Source organism: Costertonia aggregata, assembly GCF_013402795.1.
GTDB classification, from domain to species: domain Bacteria; phylum Bacteroidota; class Bacteroidia; order Flavobacteriales; family Flavobacteriaceae; genus Costertonia; species Costertonia aggregata.
The window spans coordinates 1,199,567-1,216,533 of record NZ_CP058595.1 but is presented as its reverse complement, the minus strand read 5'-3'; the positions used below and the strand labels follow the sequence as shown (position 1 = coordinate 1,216,533).

At 40.2% G+C, this 16,967-nt stretch carries 13 protein-coding genes and 1 tRNA gene; 7 read left to right on the top strand and 7 right to left on the bottom strand.

What is annotated here, in order from left to right; translation table 11 throughout:
* Nucleotides 1-13 precede the first annotated feature (13 nt).
* The 4 genes from HYG79_RS05575 to HYG79_RS05560 form a co-directional block, all read right to left on the bottom strand.
* A complete protein-coding gene (locus tag HYG79_RS05575; protein WP_179241132.1) occupies nt 14-610 on the bottom strand; it encodes a DUF6434 domain-containing protein in 597 nt (198 codons plus the stop codon).
* 6 nt (nt 611-616) lie between these two features.
* Nucleotides 617-1,888, bottom strand: coding sequence for a serine--tRNA ligase (serS, locus tag HYG79_RS05570; protein WP_179241131.1), 1,272 nt, complete (start codon nt 1,886-1,888; stop codon nt 617-619).
* 91 nt (nt 1,889-1,979) lie between these two features.
* Nucleotides 1,980-3,305: an HTTM domain-containing protein gene (locus tag HYG79_RS05565; RefSeq protein ID WP_179241130.1), complete on the bottom strand. Its 1,326-nt coding sequence runs from the start codon at nt 3,303-3,305 to the stop codon at nt 1,980-1,982.
* 1 nt (nt 3,306) lies between these two features.
* Nucleotides 3,307-4,233 carry a bifunctional riboflavin kinase/FAD synthetase gene (locus tag HYG79_RS05560; RefSeq protein ID WP_179241129.1) on the bottom strand — a complete coding sequence of 309 codons (927 nt, stop codon included), beginning with the start codon at nt 4,231-4,233 and terminating at the stop codon, nt 3,307-3,309.
* A 38-nt stretch (nt 4,234-4,271) separates the two neighbouring features.
* On the opposite strand from HYG79_RS05560, the gene HYG79_RS05555 reads away from it, so the two are divergent.
* Together HYG79_RS05555 and HYG79_RS05550 are read left to right on the top strand one after the other, a co-directional pair.
* A complete protein-coding gene (locus HYG79_RS05555) occupies nt 4,272-8,066 on the top strand; it encodes a reprolysin-like metallopeptidase (RefSeq protein WP_228027939.1) in 3,795 nt (1,264 codons plus the stop codon).
* On the top strand, nt 8,063-8,737 hold the full coding sequence (locus HYG79_RS05550) for a hypothetical protein (protein ID WP_179241128.1): 675 nt from the start codon (nt 8,063-8,065) through the stop codon (nt 8,735-8,737). Before HYG79_RS05555 ends, HYG79_RS05550 begins: the two co-directional genes overlap by 4 nt.
* A 2-nt stretch (nt 8,738-8,739) precedes the next feature.
* Here the strand turns inward: HYG79_RS05550 and pth are convergent, their stop codons facing one another.
* The 3 genes from pth to HYG79_RS05535 form a co-directional block, all read right to left on the bottom strand.
* Nucleotides 8,740-9,306: an aminoacyl-tRNA hydrolase gene (pth, locus tag HYG79_RS05545; RefSeq protein WP_394367010.1), complete on the bottom strand. Its 567-nt coding sequence runs from the start codon at nt 9,304-9,306 to the stop codon at nt 8,740-8,742.
* A gap of 140 nt (nt 9,307-9,446) precedes the next feature.
* A complete protein-coding gene (locus HYG79_RS05540; RefSeq protein WP_179241126.1) occupies nt 9,447-10,106 on the bottom strand; it encodes a 50S ribosomal protein L25/general stress protein Ctc in 660 nt (219 codons plus the stop codon).
* Between the two features lie 36 nt (nt 10,107-10,142).
* The gene (locus HYG79_RS05535; protein ID WP_179241125.1) at nt 10,143-11,084 is read right to left on the bottom strand and encodes a ribose-phosphate pyrophosphokinase; all 942 of its coding nucleotides are present in this window, start codon (nt 11,082-11,084) and stop codon (nt 10,143-10,145) included.
* A 217-nt stretch (nt 11,085-11,301) separates the two neighbouring features.
* Here HYG79_RS05535 and HYG79_RS05530 point away from each other — a divergent pair.
* The 5 genes from HYG79_RS05530 (at nt 11,302) to HYG79_RS05510 (ending at nt 16,966) form a co-directional block, all read left to right on the top strand.
* Nucleotides 11,302-11,384 (top strand) — tRNA-Leu (locus HYG79_RS05530).
* A 364-nt stretch (nt 11,385-11,748) separates the two neighbouring features.
* A complete protein-coding gene (locus HYG79_RS05525; RefSeq protein WP_133642549.1) occupies nt 11,749-13,536 on the top strand; it encodes a ParB/RepB/Spo0J family partition protein in 1,788 nt (595 codons plus the stop codon).
* A gap of 102 nt (nt 13,537-13,638) precedes the next feature.
* Nucleotides 13,639-15,378: a hypothetical protein gene (locus HYG79_RS05520; RefSeq protein WP_133642548.1), complete on the top strand. Its 1,740-nt coding sequence runs from the start codon at nt 13,639-13,641 to the stop codon at nt 15,376-15,378.
* A 716-nt stretch (nt 15,379-16,094) separates the two neighbouring features.
* Nucleotides 16,095-16,439, top strand: coding sequence for a single-stranded DNA-binding protein (locus tag HYG79_RS05515; protein ID WP_133642547.1), 345 nt, complete (start codon nt 16,095-16,097; stop codon nt 16,437-16,439).
* A gap of 77 nt (nt 16,440-16,516) precedes the next feature.
* Nucleotides 16,517-16,966 carry a JAB domain-containing protein gene (locus tag HYG79_RS05510; protein WP_133642546.1) on the top strand — a complete coding sequence of 150 codons (450 nt, stop codon included), beginning with the start codon at nt 16,517-16,519 and terminating at the stop codon, nt 16,964-16,966.
* Nucleotide 16,967 lies beyond the last annotated feature (1 nt).

The window sequence follows — 16,967 nt, the reverse complement described above, 5'->3', positions numbered from 1 at the left end:
AGACAAAAATACCTTATGAAAGCTCTAAATCTGTTCTCTGATAGGTAATAAATCCAGTAGGTGTCGGTAGCTTTTTTTTCAAGTTCCAAAAGTGAAGTGCATTTTTTAATGTTTCATTTGGGTTATCTGCCAAAAAATCACGAACGTACTGTGCCAACATATTGTTTTTTGCGATGGTACGTTTAAAATCTGGGCTTTTTTTTCGGTCTTCCAATTCGTGCCAAATAGCAATGGCGTCCTCCAAGGTTTTCCCCTCATTTTTTCTTACCCAATGCATAAAATCACCATGGCATGAAAATTTAGTGCCTATTCGCGATTTCATAAAGTTTCGAAAATTAGGCCCAAAGGAAACATTGTCCGTAATAATCGTTTTAAGGCCGAGCTCAGCTTTTGACCAATTGAACTTGGATACTGTTTTTCTTTTTTGAACGACTTCAAGAGGCTTGCCAGGATTTTCCAAGGCAAAGGCAATCCTGTCCCTAAGTTCAAATTTACGCCCCGTGCTGGGAATACCCGAACGCTTGCAGATATCAACAAGTTCCTGCTTTAGCCAGTACCATTGGTTAAATTCTTTGGCCGAGGTTATTTCTGAAAAATCCGGACGGGCCACGGTAATTTAATCAATTACGTTAAACCCACAATACGGTACTAATACCTCTGGTATTTGAATACCGTTTTTGGTTTGGCAATTTTCCAAGATTGCCGCTAGCACCCTCGGCAATGCCAAAGCACTACCATTTAAGGTGTGCGCCAACTGGCTTTTCCCGCTTTCGTCCTTATATCTTAATTTTAGACGGTTGGCTTGATAGGTTTCAAAATTTGAAACCGAACTGATTTCAAGCCACCTATCCTGTGCCGCGGAAAATACTTCAAAATCATAGGTCAAAGCGGCCGTAAATCCCAAATCACCACCACATAATCGTAGTACGCGATACGGAAGCTTTAATTCCCGTAATATATTCTTGACATGTTCTACCATCCCATCCAAGGCTTCATAAGATGTAGAAGGATGTTCTACACGAACGATTTCTACTTTATCGAATTGATGCAAACGGTTCAGTCCACGAACGTGTGCGCCATAGCTGCCCGCTTCCCTTCTAAAGCAGGGGGTATAGGCAGTAAAACATTTAGGGAAATCATTTTGCATCAAAATTTCGTCCCTGAACAAATTTGTGACCGGAACTTCCGCTGTGGGAATCAAATAGAGGTCGTCTGTGCCAATATGATACATTTGGCCTTCTTTATCGGGCAACTGCCCCGTACCATATCCTGATGTTTCGTTAATCAAATGCGGTACTTGTATCTCGGTATATCCGGCATCGGTATTTTTATCCAAAAAGTAAGAAATTAGGGCACGTTGCAATTTAGCTCCTTTGCCTTTGTAAACAGGGAATCCTGCACCGGTTACCTTAACACCCAATTCAAAATCGATGATATCGTACTTTTTTGCCAGTTCCCAATGGGGCAGGGCATCGGTATTCAATACAGGGATTTCCCCTTCTTTGAAAATTTCCTCATTGTCTTCATCGGTATTTCCCATAGGTACTGATGGGTGGGGCACATTAGGGATTTGATATAGCAGGCCCTGCAGTTCTTCGGCGACCGCTTGCAATGTTTCCCCAAGTTTTTTGGAGTCCTCCTTTAGCTGCCCTGTCTTTTCTTTGAGCGCATTGGCCTCCTGTGCTTTACCGCTTTTGAAAAGCACCCCGATTTCTTTAGAAAGCGTGTTGGATTCGGCCAAGGTATTATCCAGTTGGGTTTGGGTGGCACGACGTTTTTCGTCCAATCGTAGCACATTTTCCAACAGGGGAGCGGCATCTATATTCCGCTTTTGTAGAGCCTCTGTAATCTCTTCTTGGTTAGCTCGAATGGCCTGTAACTGTAGCATTGTAATACGGTTTAAACCGCAAATTTAGGGCTAATTGCGGCTACGGCCAATGAACTTTTTTAAACTTTTTAAATGTATCTATGGCAAAGTTCTACGGTTCGTCAATTTTAGAGGGTAAAATCCACTCATGGTGTTCAAAATGATTCCATTCCTCGGCCGCCAGATCTACTTTACCATCTATAAAAGGCCGATAGGGTTTGTTGTTTATGCTTACAACGGAGTTTAGGGCATATACTGATATTTCTTCCCCTTTTTGGGCATATTCTTTTTTTAAATGTTGGGCAAATTGCCATATATAGTCCGGGTATGCCCCTATTTTTCGTTTTTGTTTTTTGGTCAGATAATCGTCAAGTTTAACTATTTGTGATGTGCCATCTGTTTTGTTGACGATATTGAATTGAATTTTACCATAGCGGGACCTGAGCATCATGCGCCAGCTTAACCTATGCCCTTCTTCGGTCCAAAGCACATCATCTGTAAAAAAGTAATGGCGTACCGGTAAAGCCAATTGTAAAACAAAGTAAAGCCCAAAAATGATCAAAAGAGGATTTTTGTATGCGGGTACCATTACTTTGTTCGTTGTGTACGGTTTTTTCTTTTTAAAGAAGATACGGCGTATGGTCTCGGGCTCAAAAAAGAACACGGTAAATGCCAGGGACAGGTAAGGAAAAATTCCGATTAGGAACACAAATGAGTTGAACAAATGAAAAAAGATAGAGCAGACAAAAGCAAACTTTCGTGTGGGTTTCCAAAGCAGAGCGGGAACAATGAGCAAATCGAATAGAATACCGGTCACGGCGATAACTTTGTGTAAACAAGGTTGTTGTAAAAGCCCGCCGATCAGGTAGTAATCCGTTTTTGGGGTCATCAATACCTTTATCATACTAAAATCCAACCAATCCCCATATAATTTGGCTACGGATGCATAGGTGTACACAATGAGCAGTTGCAACACTATGACCCATTTTACATAGCTGTACATACCATTGGTTTTGATAGAAGGTTTAAACTTCGCATCCAACGCGTAATTTTTGTTCGCGGGGAGAAATACCATCATGCCCGAGATCAAAACCAATAGATAATAATGGTTGTTGTATGCCGTTTTTTGCATCAGGTACGCTCCTGTCCATAAAAGTGTAAAGCTTATGATGCTGAACCTGTATTTATAGCCAAGGGCAACGAAAATCCCTAAAGTGCCCATGGCGAAAAAGTAAAAATACATACCATTGCCCGGTAGGGGCTGTAACCATTCAAAACCTATAAAGTTAAAGGTGAACTTGGGCTCTATGAGCGTTCTTTTGACCCAACCTGTGACAATGGCACCGTAACATTCTGCCGCTATCAGCAATCCAAAGAAAATCCTGAAAATAAGTAAAGGGCTATTATCGATTTTAGTAAAAAGAAACCGATTTAGCATTTTATTTTTGGATTAAAGCGAGTGATGTTTTTCGATCTTTTTCTAGCTGCTGTTTCAATAGCTCAACGGAGTCAAACTTACGTTCATCACGTATACGGTCCAAAATGCGCACTTGAATCTTGGTCTCATAAAGATTTATATCAAAATCAAAGAAATGTACTTCGATACTTTTTTCGGTACCGGCCACAGTGGGGTTATACCCTATGTTCATCATCCCATAAACGGTTTTGCCGTTTATGGTACCGCTAACAACGTATACCCCGTTTTTTGGAACCAATTTGTAGGTTTCCGCTATAAAAATATTCGCCGTGGGGAAATTGATTTGCCTGCCCAGGCCTTTCCCCTTTTTAACGATGCCCGTCAACATGTAGGTATATCCCAAATAGGTGTTCGCCGTTTTTAAATCCCCTTCCAAAAGGGCTTTTCGAATTTTGGTAGAACTTACCGATACGTCGTCTATCTCTTGTGCCGGAATCTCTTCGACCTCAAAATCAAATGTTTCGCCAAAAGCAATTAAATCGGTGATATTGGCGTTTCTGTTCCTACCAAAACGATGGTCATAGCCAATGATTATTTTTTTTGTACCCAAACTATTTACCAAAATATCCCGAACAAATTCCGTTGCGGACAACCTGGAAAAATCTTTGGTAAATGGGTGTACAATCAATTGTTCCAACCCCAAACTTTTGAGAACCTGTTCTTTTTCGTCAATGGTGTTGAGCAGTTTTATGTCAGTATCTTTTTGCAGTACCATTCTGGGATGCGGGAAAAAAGTAAGTACGGTAGACCTTAAATTAAGGCTTTTGGCATCATTTATGAGACGTTCCAGTATCTTTTTATGACCAATATGCACACCGTCAAAAGTACCGATGGTTATGGCGGTCGGTTTTGTTTTATCGATTTTTGAGACACTATGTACTGTGATCACCGTAGTAAAAAATAAAAAGACGTATTTTTGAAAGAGCTATGAAGACCCCGTTTATAATTGTAAAATTACGCCTTGTTTTTTCATTTACCATATTTTTTATGTGGTTTTGCAGTAATGCACAAGAACAATATTGGCAAGAACAAACTTCTCAAAGTATTCCCAAAGGCAAAATGTTTCAAAGCCTTAAAGCTTCCGAAACCAAAACTTTTGAGTTAAAGAGCGATATATTTTTCGAAAAACTCCAAAATGCCTCAAGCGTAGGGAGAAACGCAGTACAACTATACTTTCCCAACGAGAAAGGTGAGATGATTGCGTTCCATGTTATGGAAAAATCGATAATGGCACCCGAACTTGCCCGTAAATTTCCAATGATCAAATCCTATTCTGGAGAAAGTACCGATGGTTCCGGGATAAAGATTCGATTTAGTTTTTCGCACAAGGGCTTACAGGCCATGCTTCTGCATGCCAATGAAGCCCCGCCGGCCTTCATTCAAAAATCATCGGATAAAGAGGACGTTTACGTTGTTTATACGAGAAAAGGTGAAATCGGCACCGAGAAGGATTTTATTTGTAGCACACGAACCGAAATCGAGAAAAGTGCCGGAAACTTGACTGCTAGATTGGTCGATGGTATGGTACTGCGAAAATTTCGTTTGGCGGTTTCCGCTACGGGCGAGTATACCCAATTTCATGGCGGTAGTGTTGCAGATGCCATGGCAGCGATAAACGCTACCATGACCCGTGTCAACCAGGTTTTTGAAAGAGATTTGGCAGTAACTTTGGAACTCGTGCCCAATAATGACCAAATTATTTATATCAATGCGGCAACAGATCCTTACACCAGCAATTTAAACACCCAAGTTCAGAATACGCTGACCAGTGAAATAGGGGAAGCCAATTACGATATAGGACATTTGTTCCACGAGGCGCCAGATGGTGGCGATGCCGGCTTCATAGGAGCGGTATGCGTTGATAATCGCAAAGGGAGTGCCTTTGCGGCCAGCCGAAATCCACAAGGGGATATTTTTGACCTGGATTTCGTAGCACATGAAATGGGGCATCAATTGGGGGCCAATCATACATGGTCTTTTCAGTCCGAAGGTACTTTGGTACAGGCAGAACCTGCAAGCGGTACCACAATTATGGGTTATGCAGGTATTGTTCAGGGCAACAACGTTGCTTCCAACGGCGATGATTATTTCCATTATTACAGTATTTTACAGATTCAGGAAAATTTGGAGACCAAAACATGTCCAGAACGTATTCCCATAACAAACAGCCCGCCAACGATTTCTACCATAGGAAATTTTGTAATCCCCAAGTCCACTGCTTTTGTGCTTTCTGGGAATGCTGAGGATACCGATGCTTCCGACGTGCTTTTATATACTTGGGAACAGATAGATAATGGTGTGGTGGTTACCTCTACTTTTGGGCCATCAAACCCTAGTGGTGCCAATTTTAGGTCAAGGCCACCTACCACGAGTCCTGACCGATATTTTCCGTTTTTATCAAGGATTGTTCAAGGCACATTGACCCAAACAACACCGTCGACCGGTTCGGCATGGGAAACTATATCGGATGTACCAAGGGAAATGAATTTTGCCCTTACGGTACGGGATAATGGCGATGTGGCGGGCCAAGTAGCCTCTGAACTTGTAAAAGTAGACGTAACGAACAATGCCGGTCCTTTTTTGGTAACATCACAATCCGGTAGTGAAAGTTATGTGGCGGGATCGGTACAGGAAATCACATGGGATGTTGCTGGCACTAATGTAGCACCTGTAAATGCTGCAAACGTAGATATATTTCTTTCTACGGATGGTGGCGTTTCTTTTCCAACAGTTTTGGCCCAAGACGTACCTAACGATGGATCTCATTCAATTTTGCTGCCAGGTATTGCGACAACAAACGCCAGGGTCATGGTAAAAGCAAGCGATAATATATTCTTATCGGTAAATGGCTCTGATTTTGCCATTACGGAGACCGAGGTTGTACTTCAGTTCAACAAATTAAACCATGAAGTATGTATACCGGATAATTTGGTTGTGCCGTTCAATTACGAAACTTTCAATGGGTTTAATGAGGAAGTTACATTTTCAGCCACAGGCCTTCCGCCAAACCTTGGGGTATCCTTTAGTCCCAGCACGGCCACCACCAATGATACTCCTGTTGATATTACCTTTGACAATACCGCTAATGTAACCCCTGGGGAGTATACCGTTACTATAACGGCTACATCTGCGAGCGTCGCCAAAAATGTAGTGTTGGACTTAAATCTGTATACCACTACTTTTGAGACAGTAAACTTGACCTCGCCCCAAGATACAGGGACCAACATAAGCATAGGCGCGACTTTGGAGTGGGATGCCACTCCTTTAACAAATTCCTATGATGTCGAAATAGCTACAGATATTGGTTTTACCACTATAACAGAGAGCGCCACAGTAGTTCCCAATTCATATACACCCACAAATTTAACGCCTGAGACCACTTATTTTTGGAGGGTAAAACCAAAGAACATCTGTGGTGAAGGTGTTTTTAGCACTATTTTTAGCTTTACCACCATACAGGTTAACTGTAATACCTTGGTCGCCAATAACCTACCATTAGAAATCAGTAATATCGGAACGCCGACCGTAGTTTCCAGAATCACTTTTTTAGAGGATTTGAAAATTACTGATATTGATGTGAACCTGAACATTACGCACACTTTTGTGGAGGATTTGATAATACGCTTAACGTCACCCTCTGGTAATAGTGCTATTTTGGTTTCAAATTCATGTGGAAATATGGATAACATCAATGCCACGTTCGATGATGCGGCACCACCTTTTGTTTGTAGCGGAAATCCCGCTATCAACGGTACGGTAAGTCCCTTGGGCGCACTTTCCGTTTTCAACGGGGAATCTTTGCAAGGGGAATGGCTGTTGGAAATTGTTGATTCGCAACCTAATGACGGGGGTGCTTTGGTCGATTTTTCGTTGGATGTATGTGTGGAAGGTGATTTTAGGATAGATGCCGATAATGACGGGGTTTTTGACGATGGCGATGACTTATGCTTGGGAACACCTGCTGGTGTAGAGGTCAATACAGATGGTTGTCCGGTGTATAGATTTGCCCAGGATAATTTTGAGATAGAAGTCAATAGTGAAACCTGTAGGGATAATAATGATGGCTCTATATTGATTACCCCTACTAACACATCAATAAACTATACGGTAAATATTTCAGGGAACGGTATTGACGATAGTTTTGATTTTACCACATCGGTAGTGCTAGATCGTTTAAATGCAGGCGAGTATGACCTATGCATAAACGGTACCTTGGCAGATGTCAATTACGAAACCTTTTGTTCGCGTGTGGTTATAACGCAACCTGATGCTTTGGGGGTTTCCTCAAAACTGTCGGAAGATAGCGCACGGGTAACCCTCGTTTTGGAAGGAGCTGCTTTGTTTAATATTGAATTGAACGGCATTCTGCAGCAAACGGAAGCCTCTGAAATTCAACTCGATTTGAGAAACGGATTGAACACACTGAAAGTTTCAACCAATTTACCATGTCAGGGCATATATGAAGAAGAAGTTTTTGGGTTTTTAGAACCTGTGCTATATCCCAATCCGGTTATAGACCTGGCTAAAATTTATGTAGGCCCTAGCATACAAAACTTGGATGTTGATCTTTATGGTTTGGATGGAAAACGCATAAGCTCAAAAAGCTACCAAGTACACCAAAACGAAATAACGTTGGAATTTGCCAATCTACCATCAGGCCTGTATTTGGTTCGTTTGGATGGCTTGCAAACCAGTAAAACCTTTAAAGTGTTAAAGAGATGAAGCAAGTTTATATACTAGTGTTCGTTCTCGTTTTTATAGGGTGTAAAAAAGACCCGCCGAGTCCACCGGGAAAAGTAGCATTGGTTTTCCCCGAACAAAATTCCGAATGTACCACAGGTGAGAGTATAAACGATACGCAGAGCCAGGTAGAATTTCGCTGGAATGCCTCGCCCAATACCGATACGTATGTTGTAAGGGTAACCAATTTGAACACGAACACCACCGAGCCCGTTACCATTTCGGCAACTTCGGTACGGTTGACCTTGGAAAAAGGCGGATTGTATTCATGGAACGTAACGTCTGAAAATTCGCAGGTTACCGAGACAACAACCAGTGATACTTGGCGGTTTTATAATGCCGGCGCACAAACGACATACCCCCCTTTTCCCGCACAAATACTATTTCCAGGTTCGGGGGAAACGGTATTGAAAGATATAAACAACGAGATTACCCTAGACTGGTCCGGTGCGGATATCGACAATGATATCGCATCTTTTGAGGTGTATTTTTCTACAACCTCACCACCGCAAACTTTGGTAAATACACAAAGAAGTAGTACTCAACATAGGGTTTCGGTAACCTCTAGGACAACTTATTTTTGGCGTATTGTCACTGTTGATACCGAAGGGAATTCTTCTGATTCCGGAGTTTTTGATTTTAAGGTCGACTAGGCTTACGTGCCATTAAATTGGTTCATGGTGATGGCCGCACCTGCCAATACGAAAGATTTGATAAGTTCGGTAGATTTTTCCAAACGTTCTTTTACGGCAGTTTTTTCGGTTTCTCCCCATTCTCCCAATACATAGTCTACTTGTTTTCCTTTTCCAAAATCGGCGCCCACCCCAAATCTGAATCTATTGTATTTGTTGCTCTGTAAGACGTTCTGAATATCCTTTAAGCCATTGTGGCCACCATCACTTCCTTTGGTCTTTAAACGTAGTGTTCCAAATTCCAAGTTTATATCATCGGTAATGACCAAAACGTTCTCCAAAGCAATTTTTTCTTTATCCATCCAGTATTTTAATGCCTTCCCGCTTCGGTTCATATAAGTGGATGGCTTTAGGCATAGTACGCTTCTACCTTTTAACTTAAAAGTGGCGATATCCCCAAGTTTTCGGGTTTCAAAGGAGAAATCTTCTTTGTCGGCCAAAGCGTCCAAAATTTTAAAACCTATATTGTGGCGGGTCTCTACATATTCGTTTCCTATATTCCCAAGGCCTACGATAAGGAATTTCTTCATGATATCTTTTTCTTCTAAAAGAGGTTTGCGAAAAAACACATATTTAAAGTATCGAAACATACTAATATATATCCTCGTAAAAATACGAAAGCATCCCGATAGTACTATCGGGATGCTCTTTAGATATAAATCACAAAAAATTATTCGTTGCCTCCTTCGGCGGCATCAGCTGCTGGGGCATCGCCTTCCGCTGCTGCTTCAGTTCCTTCTTCACCTTCAACTCCTTCTTCTTCATCCTCGTCGACAACAATAGCTGCACGTTGCGTTTTGACTTGTACAACTACCGTACTTTCTGGATGTAGGATGGTAAAGTCATCGCTCAACAAAGTTTCTACCGATATATTATCACCAATTTTGAGTTTTGATATATCAATATCAAAGAAATCAGGTAGGTTGTCCGGTAATGCCTTTATGGCCAGTTTACGTTTTCTGAACAATAAACGCCCACCATTTCTTACCCCTGGGGAATTACCCAATAAACGAACGGGAATGTTCATGGTAACTTCTTTGTCATCGAACAATTGATAAAAATCAATATGTAAAATCTTATCGGTTACCGGATGAAATTGGATATCCTGCATTACCGCTTTGATTTTGTCGCCACCATCCAACACAATTTTTGCGGTATGTGCGGCCGGGGTGTACACTAAATCCCTAAAATCTAGTTCGGGTGCTGAAAAGTGTAATGGTTTTTCCCCTCCGTATACTACGCAAGGAACCAATCCAGCATTACGTAGGGCCTTCGTTGCCTTTTTACCCACGCTTTCTCTTTCTGATCCTTTAATTGTAATTGACTTCATTATATATGTTAAAAATTAATAATTCAAATTATTATATTACATCAAAAATTTTGATGATATTGATGTGTTATGGTGCACCCTGTGCATGACATCGGCAAAAAGTTCGGCACAGCTAAGTACTTTTACCTTTTCGCTTTTTTTCCTTTCGGGAATAGAGTCCGTCACGATAAGTTCCTTTAACTGTGACTTTTCTATTTTTTCAAAGGCATTACCGGATAACAGACCATGTGTAGTAATGGCCCTGACACTAAGCGCCCCCCGTTCTATCATTAAGTCGGCTGCCTTGGTCAAAGTACCTGCTGTGTCTACCATGTCGTCTACCAAGACCACGTTTTTGCCCTGCACGTCGCCGATAAGCTCCATATGGGATATTACATTGGCTTTTGCCCTTTGTTTGTAACATATGACCACATCGCATTCCAAAGCTTTGGAATAAGCATAGGCCCTTTTGGAACCTCCCATGTCTGGCGATGCAATCGTGAGATTGTCCAAATTCAATTTTTTAAGATAGGGCAAAAACAAAGTTGAGGCGAACAAATGGTCGACCGGTTTTTCAAAAAATCCCTGAATCTGATCGGCATGCAGATCCATTGTTATAATACGTGTTGCTCCAGCAGTTTCCAGCATTTTCGCAATTAATTTTGCAGCTATGGGAACCCTCGGTTTATCCTTTCTATCCTGTCTGGCCCAACCAAAATAGGGCATAACAGCCGTAATATGTCTGGCGGAAGCTCTTTTTGCGGCATCCAACATCAACAACATTTCCATTAGGTTTTCGGAACTGGGATGCGTAGAGCCAATAATGAAAATACGTGCTCCACGAACCGACTCCTCAAAAGAGGGTTGAAATTCTCCGTCACTGTATCTGGAAAAATCTACCTTACCTAAATTTGTACCGTAAGACTTCGCGATCATTTCAGCAAGTTCGGTACTTTGCGTACAGGCGAATATTTTAGGTTCCGGTACTTGGTATGCCATGGTAACGTGTTGTTTTCTAGTTTTTTGGAATAGCTTCTCCAAAAGAGGTGCAAATTTAAAAATTTATTTGTGTTGCTAAAGGATAAATGTTTTTATTTTTTGGGTGCGGATTAAAAATATTTTTTAGCTTTGCATTCCTATTTTATTTTGCTCGAGTGGCGGAACTGGTAGACGCGCTGGATTCAAAATCCAAATTTCGAAAGGCGCAATAAAATATGCCGAAGTGGTGGAATTGGTAGACACGATGGATTCAAAATCCATTGCTCACAAGGCGTGCGGGTTCGATTCCCGCCTTCGGTACGAAAAAAGCTGAGATGAAAATCTCGGCTTTTTTTATGCTCAGGTACAACATAGGTACAACATTTTGTCTTTTTTCAGAACCAAATTGGCTTTAATACTATATCCTTTCATTTGATGCCAAATACTATTTTCTGTATTGAGGATTAATAAATTTTAGGTTATCTCAACCTCTGTACTTCGTAAGAGGGGTCTATTATCATACAATATACACGCAAGGTAAACTCGTAAAATACTTCCATCAAAAGACTACGGCATAAAGCCAACGCTTCTTCCCCTACTCATTTATTCCGTTTCCTTTTGAGCCAAGATTTTATCTTCCGTTTGGTTTCTGCTCAAATATTGTTTAATCAAAAATTTGAGTATTATGACAACAAAAGCGAGTACCACAAAGAAGCGCAGTAGAGCGAAATCTACTGTCAAGAAAGAAGTAAACGGAAAGAAATCATCCGCACTTCAAATTCAGAACTTACCATTGGGTAAAATCAAGCCTGACCTTGAACAGCCGAGAAAGACCTTTAACGAGGATGCGTTAAAGCAGCTTTCTGAGAGTATCGAAAAGCACGGTGTGTTGCAACCGATTACCGTCAGGCAACTAAATGGCCATTACATCATCGTGATGGGCGAACGCCGATATCGTGCAAGTAAATTAGCAGGGAAAAAGACTATACCCAGTATCGTTAGGACTTATGAGAACAATGATATTCTGGAAGTTCAGATTATCGAGAATTTGCAAAGACAGGATGTCGAGCCTACCGAAGAAGCCGAGGCGATTGCTTACCTAAGCGAAAAGTATTCAGCATCTGAAATCGCAAAGCGGTTGGGTAGAACGGATAACTTTATCAGACAACGACTTAAACTGGCTGGATTGATTGATGGTTTTAAGAACTTTGTCCGTAATGGCGAAATGACCATATCATTGGGTGTCGGTGTTGCGCTCTTTGAACCTGAAGAACAGCTAATGATGTTGGAAACAATGGGCGAGGATTTTAGTGCACATCAGATAAACAGGATGATTAAAGACCAGACCTATGACTTGGAAAAAGCATCTTTTGATGTGGCCGACAAAAAATTGGTTCCGAAAGCTGGGTCTTGCGTTGAATGTCCTTTCAACGCGGCAAATCAAGGCAATCTGTTCGGCGATGGTAAAATGGTCTGCACGAAAGCAGCCTGTTTTGAAACGAAGAAAAATAAATCGTTCTTGAACCTGATTGAGAAATCCAAGAAAGAGAACATCTTATTAATTCCTGAAATACGACAGTATTGGGTAGATGACGAAAACAATCAGCTCATTATATCGCAATTGGAAAAGAACGGATTGAAAGTCTATTTACTGGATGATGTTGAAATTTTAGAGAATCCGATTGAGCCAACAATCGAAGCTATTCAGAAAGAGTATCAGCATTATGATTATTCTGAAGATGAATTAAAGGCAGAATTCGATGAAGCTATGCAGGATTATAAAGAAGCATTGGAAAAATTTAATTCAGCAAAAGAAGATGCATATAAGAATGGCATTATGTTTCATCCAGATTCATTCCAGCACAAGGAAATCTTTGTTAAGATTGTTGAAAAATCCAAAAATGATTCTACGGAATATTCTGCACCATTGACCAACAGAAAAATGGCAGATTGTACGCCTGAAGAACAAATCGTAAAAATCAACGAAAGGGAAATCCGTAAGAAGCAAATAGAGAACAACAAGCAGTTTGAAGAAGTTGTGCAGATGATTCGTGAGACCAAATACATTGATACGAAGAAGACACTTTCAAAAGATGAAATGGTCGCATTCTCAATATCGCTATTTGAGAACAATGTGGACTATATGAGTCAACAAAAGTATTTCTCAAAATTCTTAGGGGAAACTTCAAAGATGACCAAAGTTGAAATGGTAGAGAATTTCAAGAAGAAGTTCAAAAAGGAAATCTTCCATAAGTTGATACGGTATATGCTCACAAAGCAAGTGCATTTTGGCGAAAGCAATCACGTCAATAATCTGACGAACATTTCATTTTACAACGCAATGCAGGGATATTACAAATCCAAGATTGTTAGCATAGAAAAGGAATATGCCGACAAAAGGAACAAGCGTGAAGCACGTTTGAAAGAGCGCCTTACTGTTCTTGAAAAGCAAATTGAGGAACTCAACGATTAGCTTTTGTTGTTTGAAGAAGGGTCGGCATTCGTGCTGGCTCTTTTTCTCAATATCTGATTCTGTAAATAAATAGTATATTGACTGTTTGATTAAATACGAAATATGAAAATTAAACTTGGTGTTACATTTGAAGCTTGCTTTCCAAAAGAGAATCGAAAATCTATTGATGAATATTTGAGTGGAATAAGTCGTGATACCTTATTGAAAACAGGTTCTCACTTTCTTGGATTTGATACAGAAAAATCAAAATATAGTGATGTAATCGCCTTTATGAATATGTTCTTCTCGCAAGGTAATCAGAATTTTGCCAATGAAGCATACCAGAATCTCTTGAGCTACGTAGCAGAAGCAGACTATGATATATCTGATTACGAAATTCCGTATGTAGGTAGTAGCCTTCTGTTCTTTGAATATATCTTTGACAATATTTCCGAGGATGTTGAAACAGAAAAGACCAACGAGGAAATGGAGCGTGACATATTTAGAGCTTACCTGCACCTTAATCAGGTCTCATTTACCGATAGGGGAATCGAACAAAAAAAAGCCGATGAAGAATCAGGCTTACAGTTTACTGCTGCTCAAGCAATCCTAATGTTGCAATTTCACAATTATGAATTAATAAACTTTAGAACCGATAAAGTATTTACCTGCCAGTTTCTGCGTGCGGTGTCGTATTTTGAATTTCTTTCTGGTATTGAGCAATGCGGGCCGTTGTTAAATGCCTTTTACAAATATTATGGCGTTGAGAATTACAATGAATACCTACGTCGCCTTTTAGGTATCACTTATTCAGTTTTAATGAAGGATAAGGAAACTCATACAGAGATACATCTCGAAGACCCTGTCCACGAAGATTTTATAGACAAGCATATTCTATCCCCAGATGATATAGCTGCAGAGCTGGATTTTGTGACTTTAAGAAGTAGGCCTCTGTACAAGATTGAAGAATTAAAATACCGTATTATATCGCCATTATTTGTAATAGAAATGATATACAATGGACTATATTTTAGGTTGAAGCTAATCAACGATGAGTTGCCAAATGACCAAAAAGTTAAAGGTTTATATGGCCTTAAAACATACGAATATAGTGAGCAATACGCACTCGATACATTATTAAGAGAAATATTCGGAAAACGATATTTTCAAAAATCAGGAAAGGAACTTGATGAATTGATGGATGGAGCGCCAGACTATTATATCAGAAATGGTAAACGAGCAATGCTATTTGAGTCTAAGGATATATTAATATCTAAAGAATCAAAAACAAGTCCTGATTATACAGTACTTGAAGCCGAGCTCAGGCTAAAGTTGTTTGAGAACGAGAAGGGAAAACCTAAAGCAGTTCGACAATTGGCAACAAATATTGAAATTTTACTCAAAGGTAAAGCAGATTATGACTCACAGTTTCCTTCGAAAAAAGGTATTATCAGGCCGATATTGGTTGTACATTATCGAATGTTTAACACAGCAGGAGCAAATGCCATTCTCAACGGTTGGTTTCGGGATGAACTTGTCAAATTGGAAGAAAATGGTTTAGATATTTCCAGAGTCCAAGATTTGGTTATCATAGATATTGATACACTAATGTTCAATAAAGAAGCTCTTCAATCAAAAAAAATGAATTTATGGGATATCCTATTGGAGTATCAGGAAGATTACCTAAGATTTGAGTTGTCAAAGGCAAAACCGCAACCTCGTTCTGAAGAGGAAGGTATTGCAATGTTAAAGTCATCGTATAAGCCTTTTTCCTTCTTTGTGGACAATAAAGTTGAAAAGCTAAATCTCACGAGAACACCAAAAGAATTATTAGAAAAAGCAGCACCACTATTCCCTGAATAAATAAATCTTAGCTAAAATACCCCTCAGCACATTCCCCTACATTCCACGCTCGCCTGCTGAAAAAGCAGGCAACCACTTCACTTCGGGAAAGAGCTTCACTACATATCTCTTGGACACAATCCCCAATTTCAGCTTTCCATTCCGCTAACCCTTCCCGTCCCGAAACTTCGGGACTGGGAAGGAACACTACATTCCTGAGCCAAAATCGTGAATTAAGTCCGCTTTTCTAATCGGAAAGCCATCGCCTTGATTTTCTTGACAGGATTTTCGGCACGGTCTTCTTGAGCCCTCACTCGAAAATCCTTAAAAACCAAACCGCTGTCTTACACATTTTAAGGGGTTTATAATGGATAAAGCCTTTCTTGTTTTTCGGGGCGTCGAAAAACAGGCACGACATAACCAATTCTAATTTAACCACAGCTACTTATCTCGCTTAACTGTCGGTACGCTCAAACGCAACTGCGTTTAAAAGAATTGCTAATGCCCTTATGGAACTTGTCAAGACTGTACAAGTTTTAGTGAAAAATAAGGTTTCTACTTCCTTGAAATTCCAAGGAATTTACTACGTCGCAAACACACCTGATTTATTCCCAAAAAGTCTTGACAAAACCCACTCTATCCATTGTGCGGTGCACGAAAGAAAAGAACAAACACCCCTTAAAATTTAATCTGTTTTAAATCAATAGGGTAAATATAAATCACTTAAATATTTTATTATGAGTACTATTAGAAATCACGTACAGTTAATTGGAAACGTTGGACAAGAGCCAACAATCACGAACCTTGAAAGCGGTAAGAAAGTAGCCCGCTTCTCACTCGCTACAAACGAGTATTACAAAGACAGCAAAGGCGAAAAGCAAACGGACACCAACTGGCACACCGTAGTGGCTTGGGGCAAGACTGCCGAAATTGTGGAAAAGTTTGTCGAAAAAGGCAAAGAGGTTGGAATTACAGGGAAACTAAAGACCCGAACTTACACCACCGATGATGGCAACCAACGCTACGTTACAGAAGTTGTAGCCGATGAAATCCTGTTACTTGGAAGCAAAGACGACAAGTAATCTTCAAAAACAAAGAGGGCGTTCCTCTCGAAAGTTGCGCCCTCTTTTCATTATTCACACATTTAAATATATGCACAATGAAAGCACAAGTTAACGAAATAAAGATTAGCTACAAAGGCGGGTTAAAATCATCAATGTGGCAGAAAATAAGTAATTCACAAGATGCGGCAGAACTGCTCTTTGAGGATTGGGATAAAGATACAATCGGCATACAAGAAACCTTCAAAGTTGTTCTGTTGAACAACAGCAATAAAGTGAAAGGTGTATATCAACTTTCGCAAGGTGGAATTACAGGTACATTGATAGACCTGCGAATTTTGTTTGCCGTCATTTTAAAATCCTTATCGGTAGCTATAATTTTAACGCACAACCACCCAAGTGGAAAATTAGAACCAAGCGATGCAGATAAAAGGTTAACGAACAAGATTAAAAAGGCATCCAAACTATTCGACATTACCATTCTTGACCATTTGATATTTGCACCAGATGGGGATTATTATAGTTTTTCTGATAACGGAATTTTGTAAA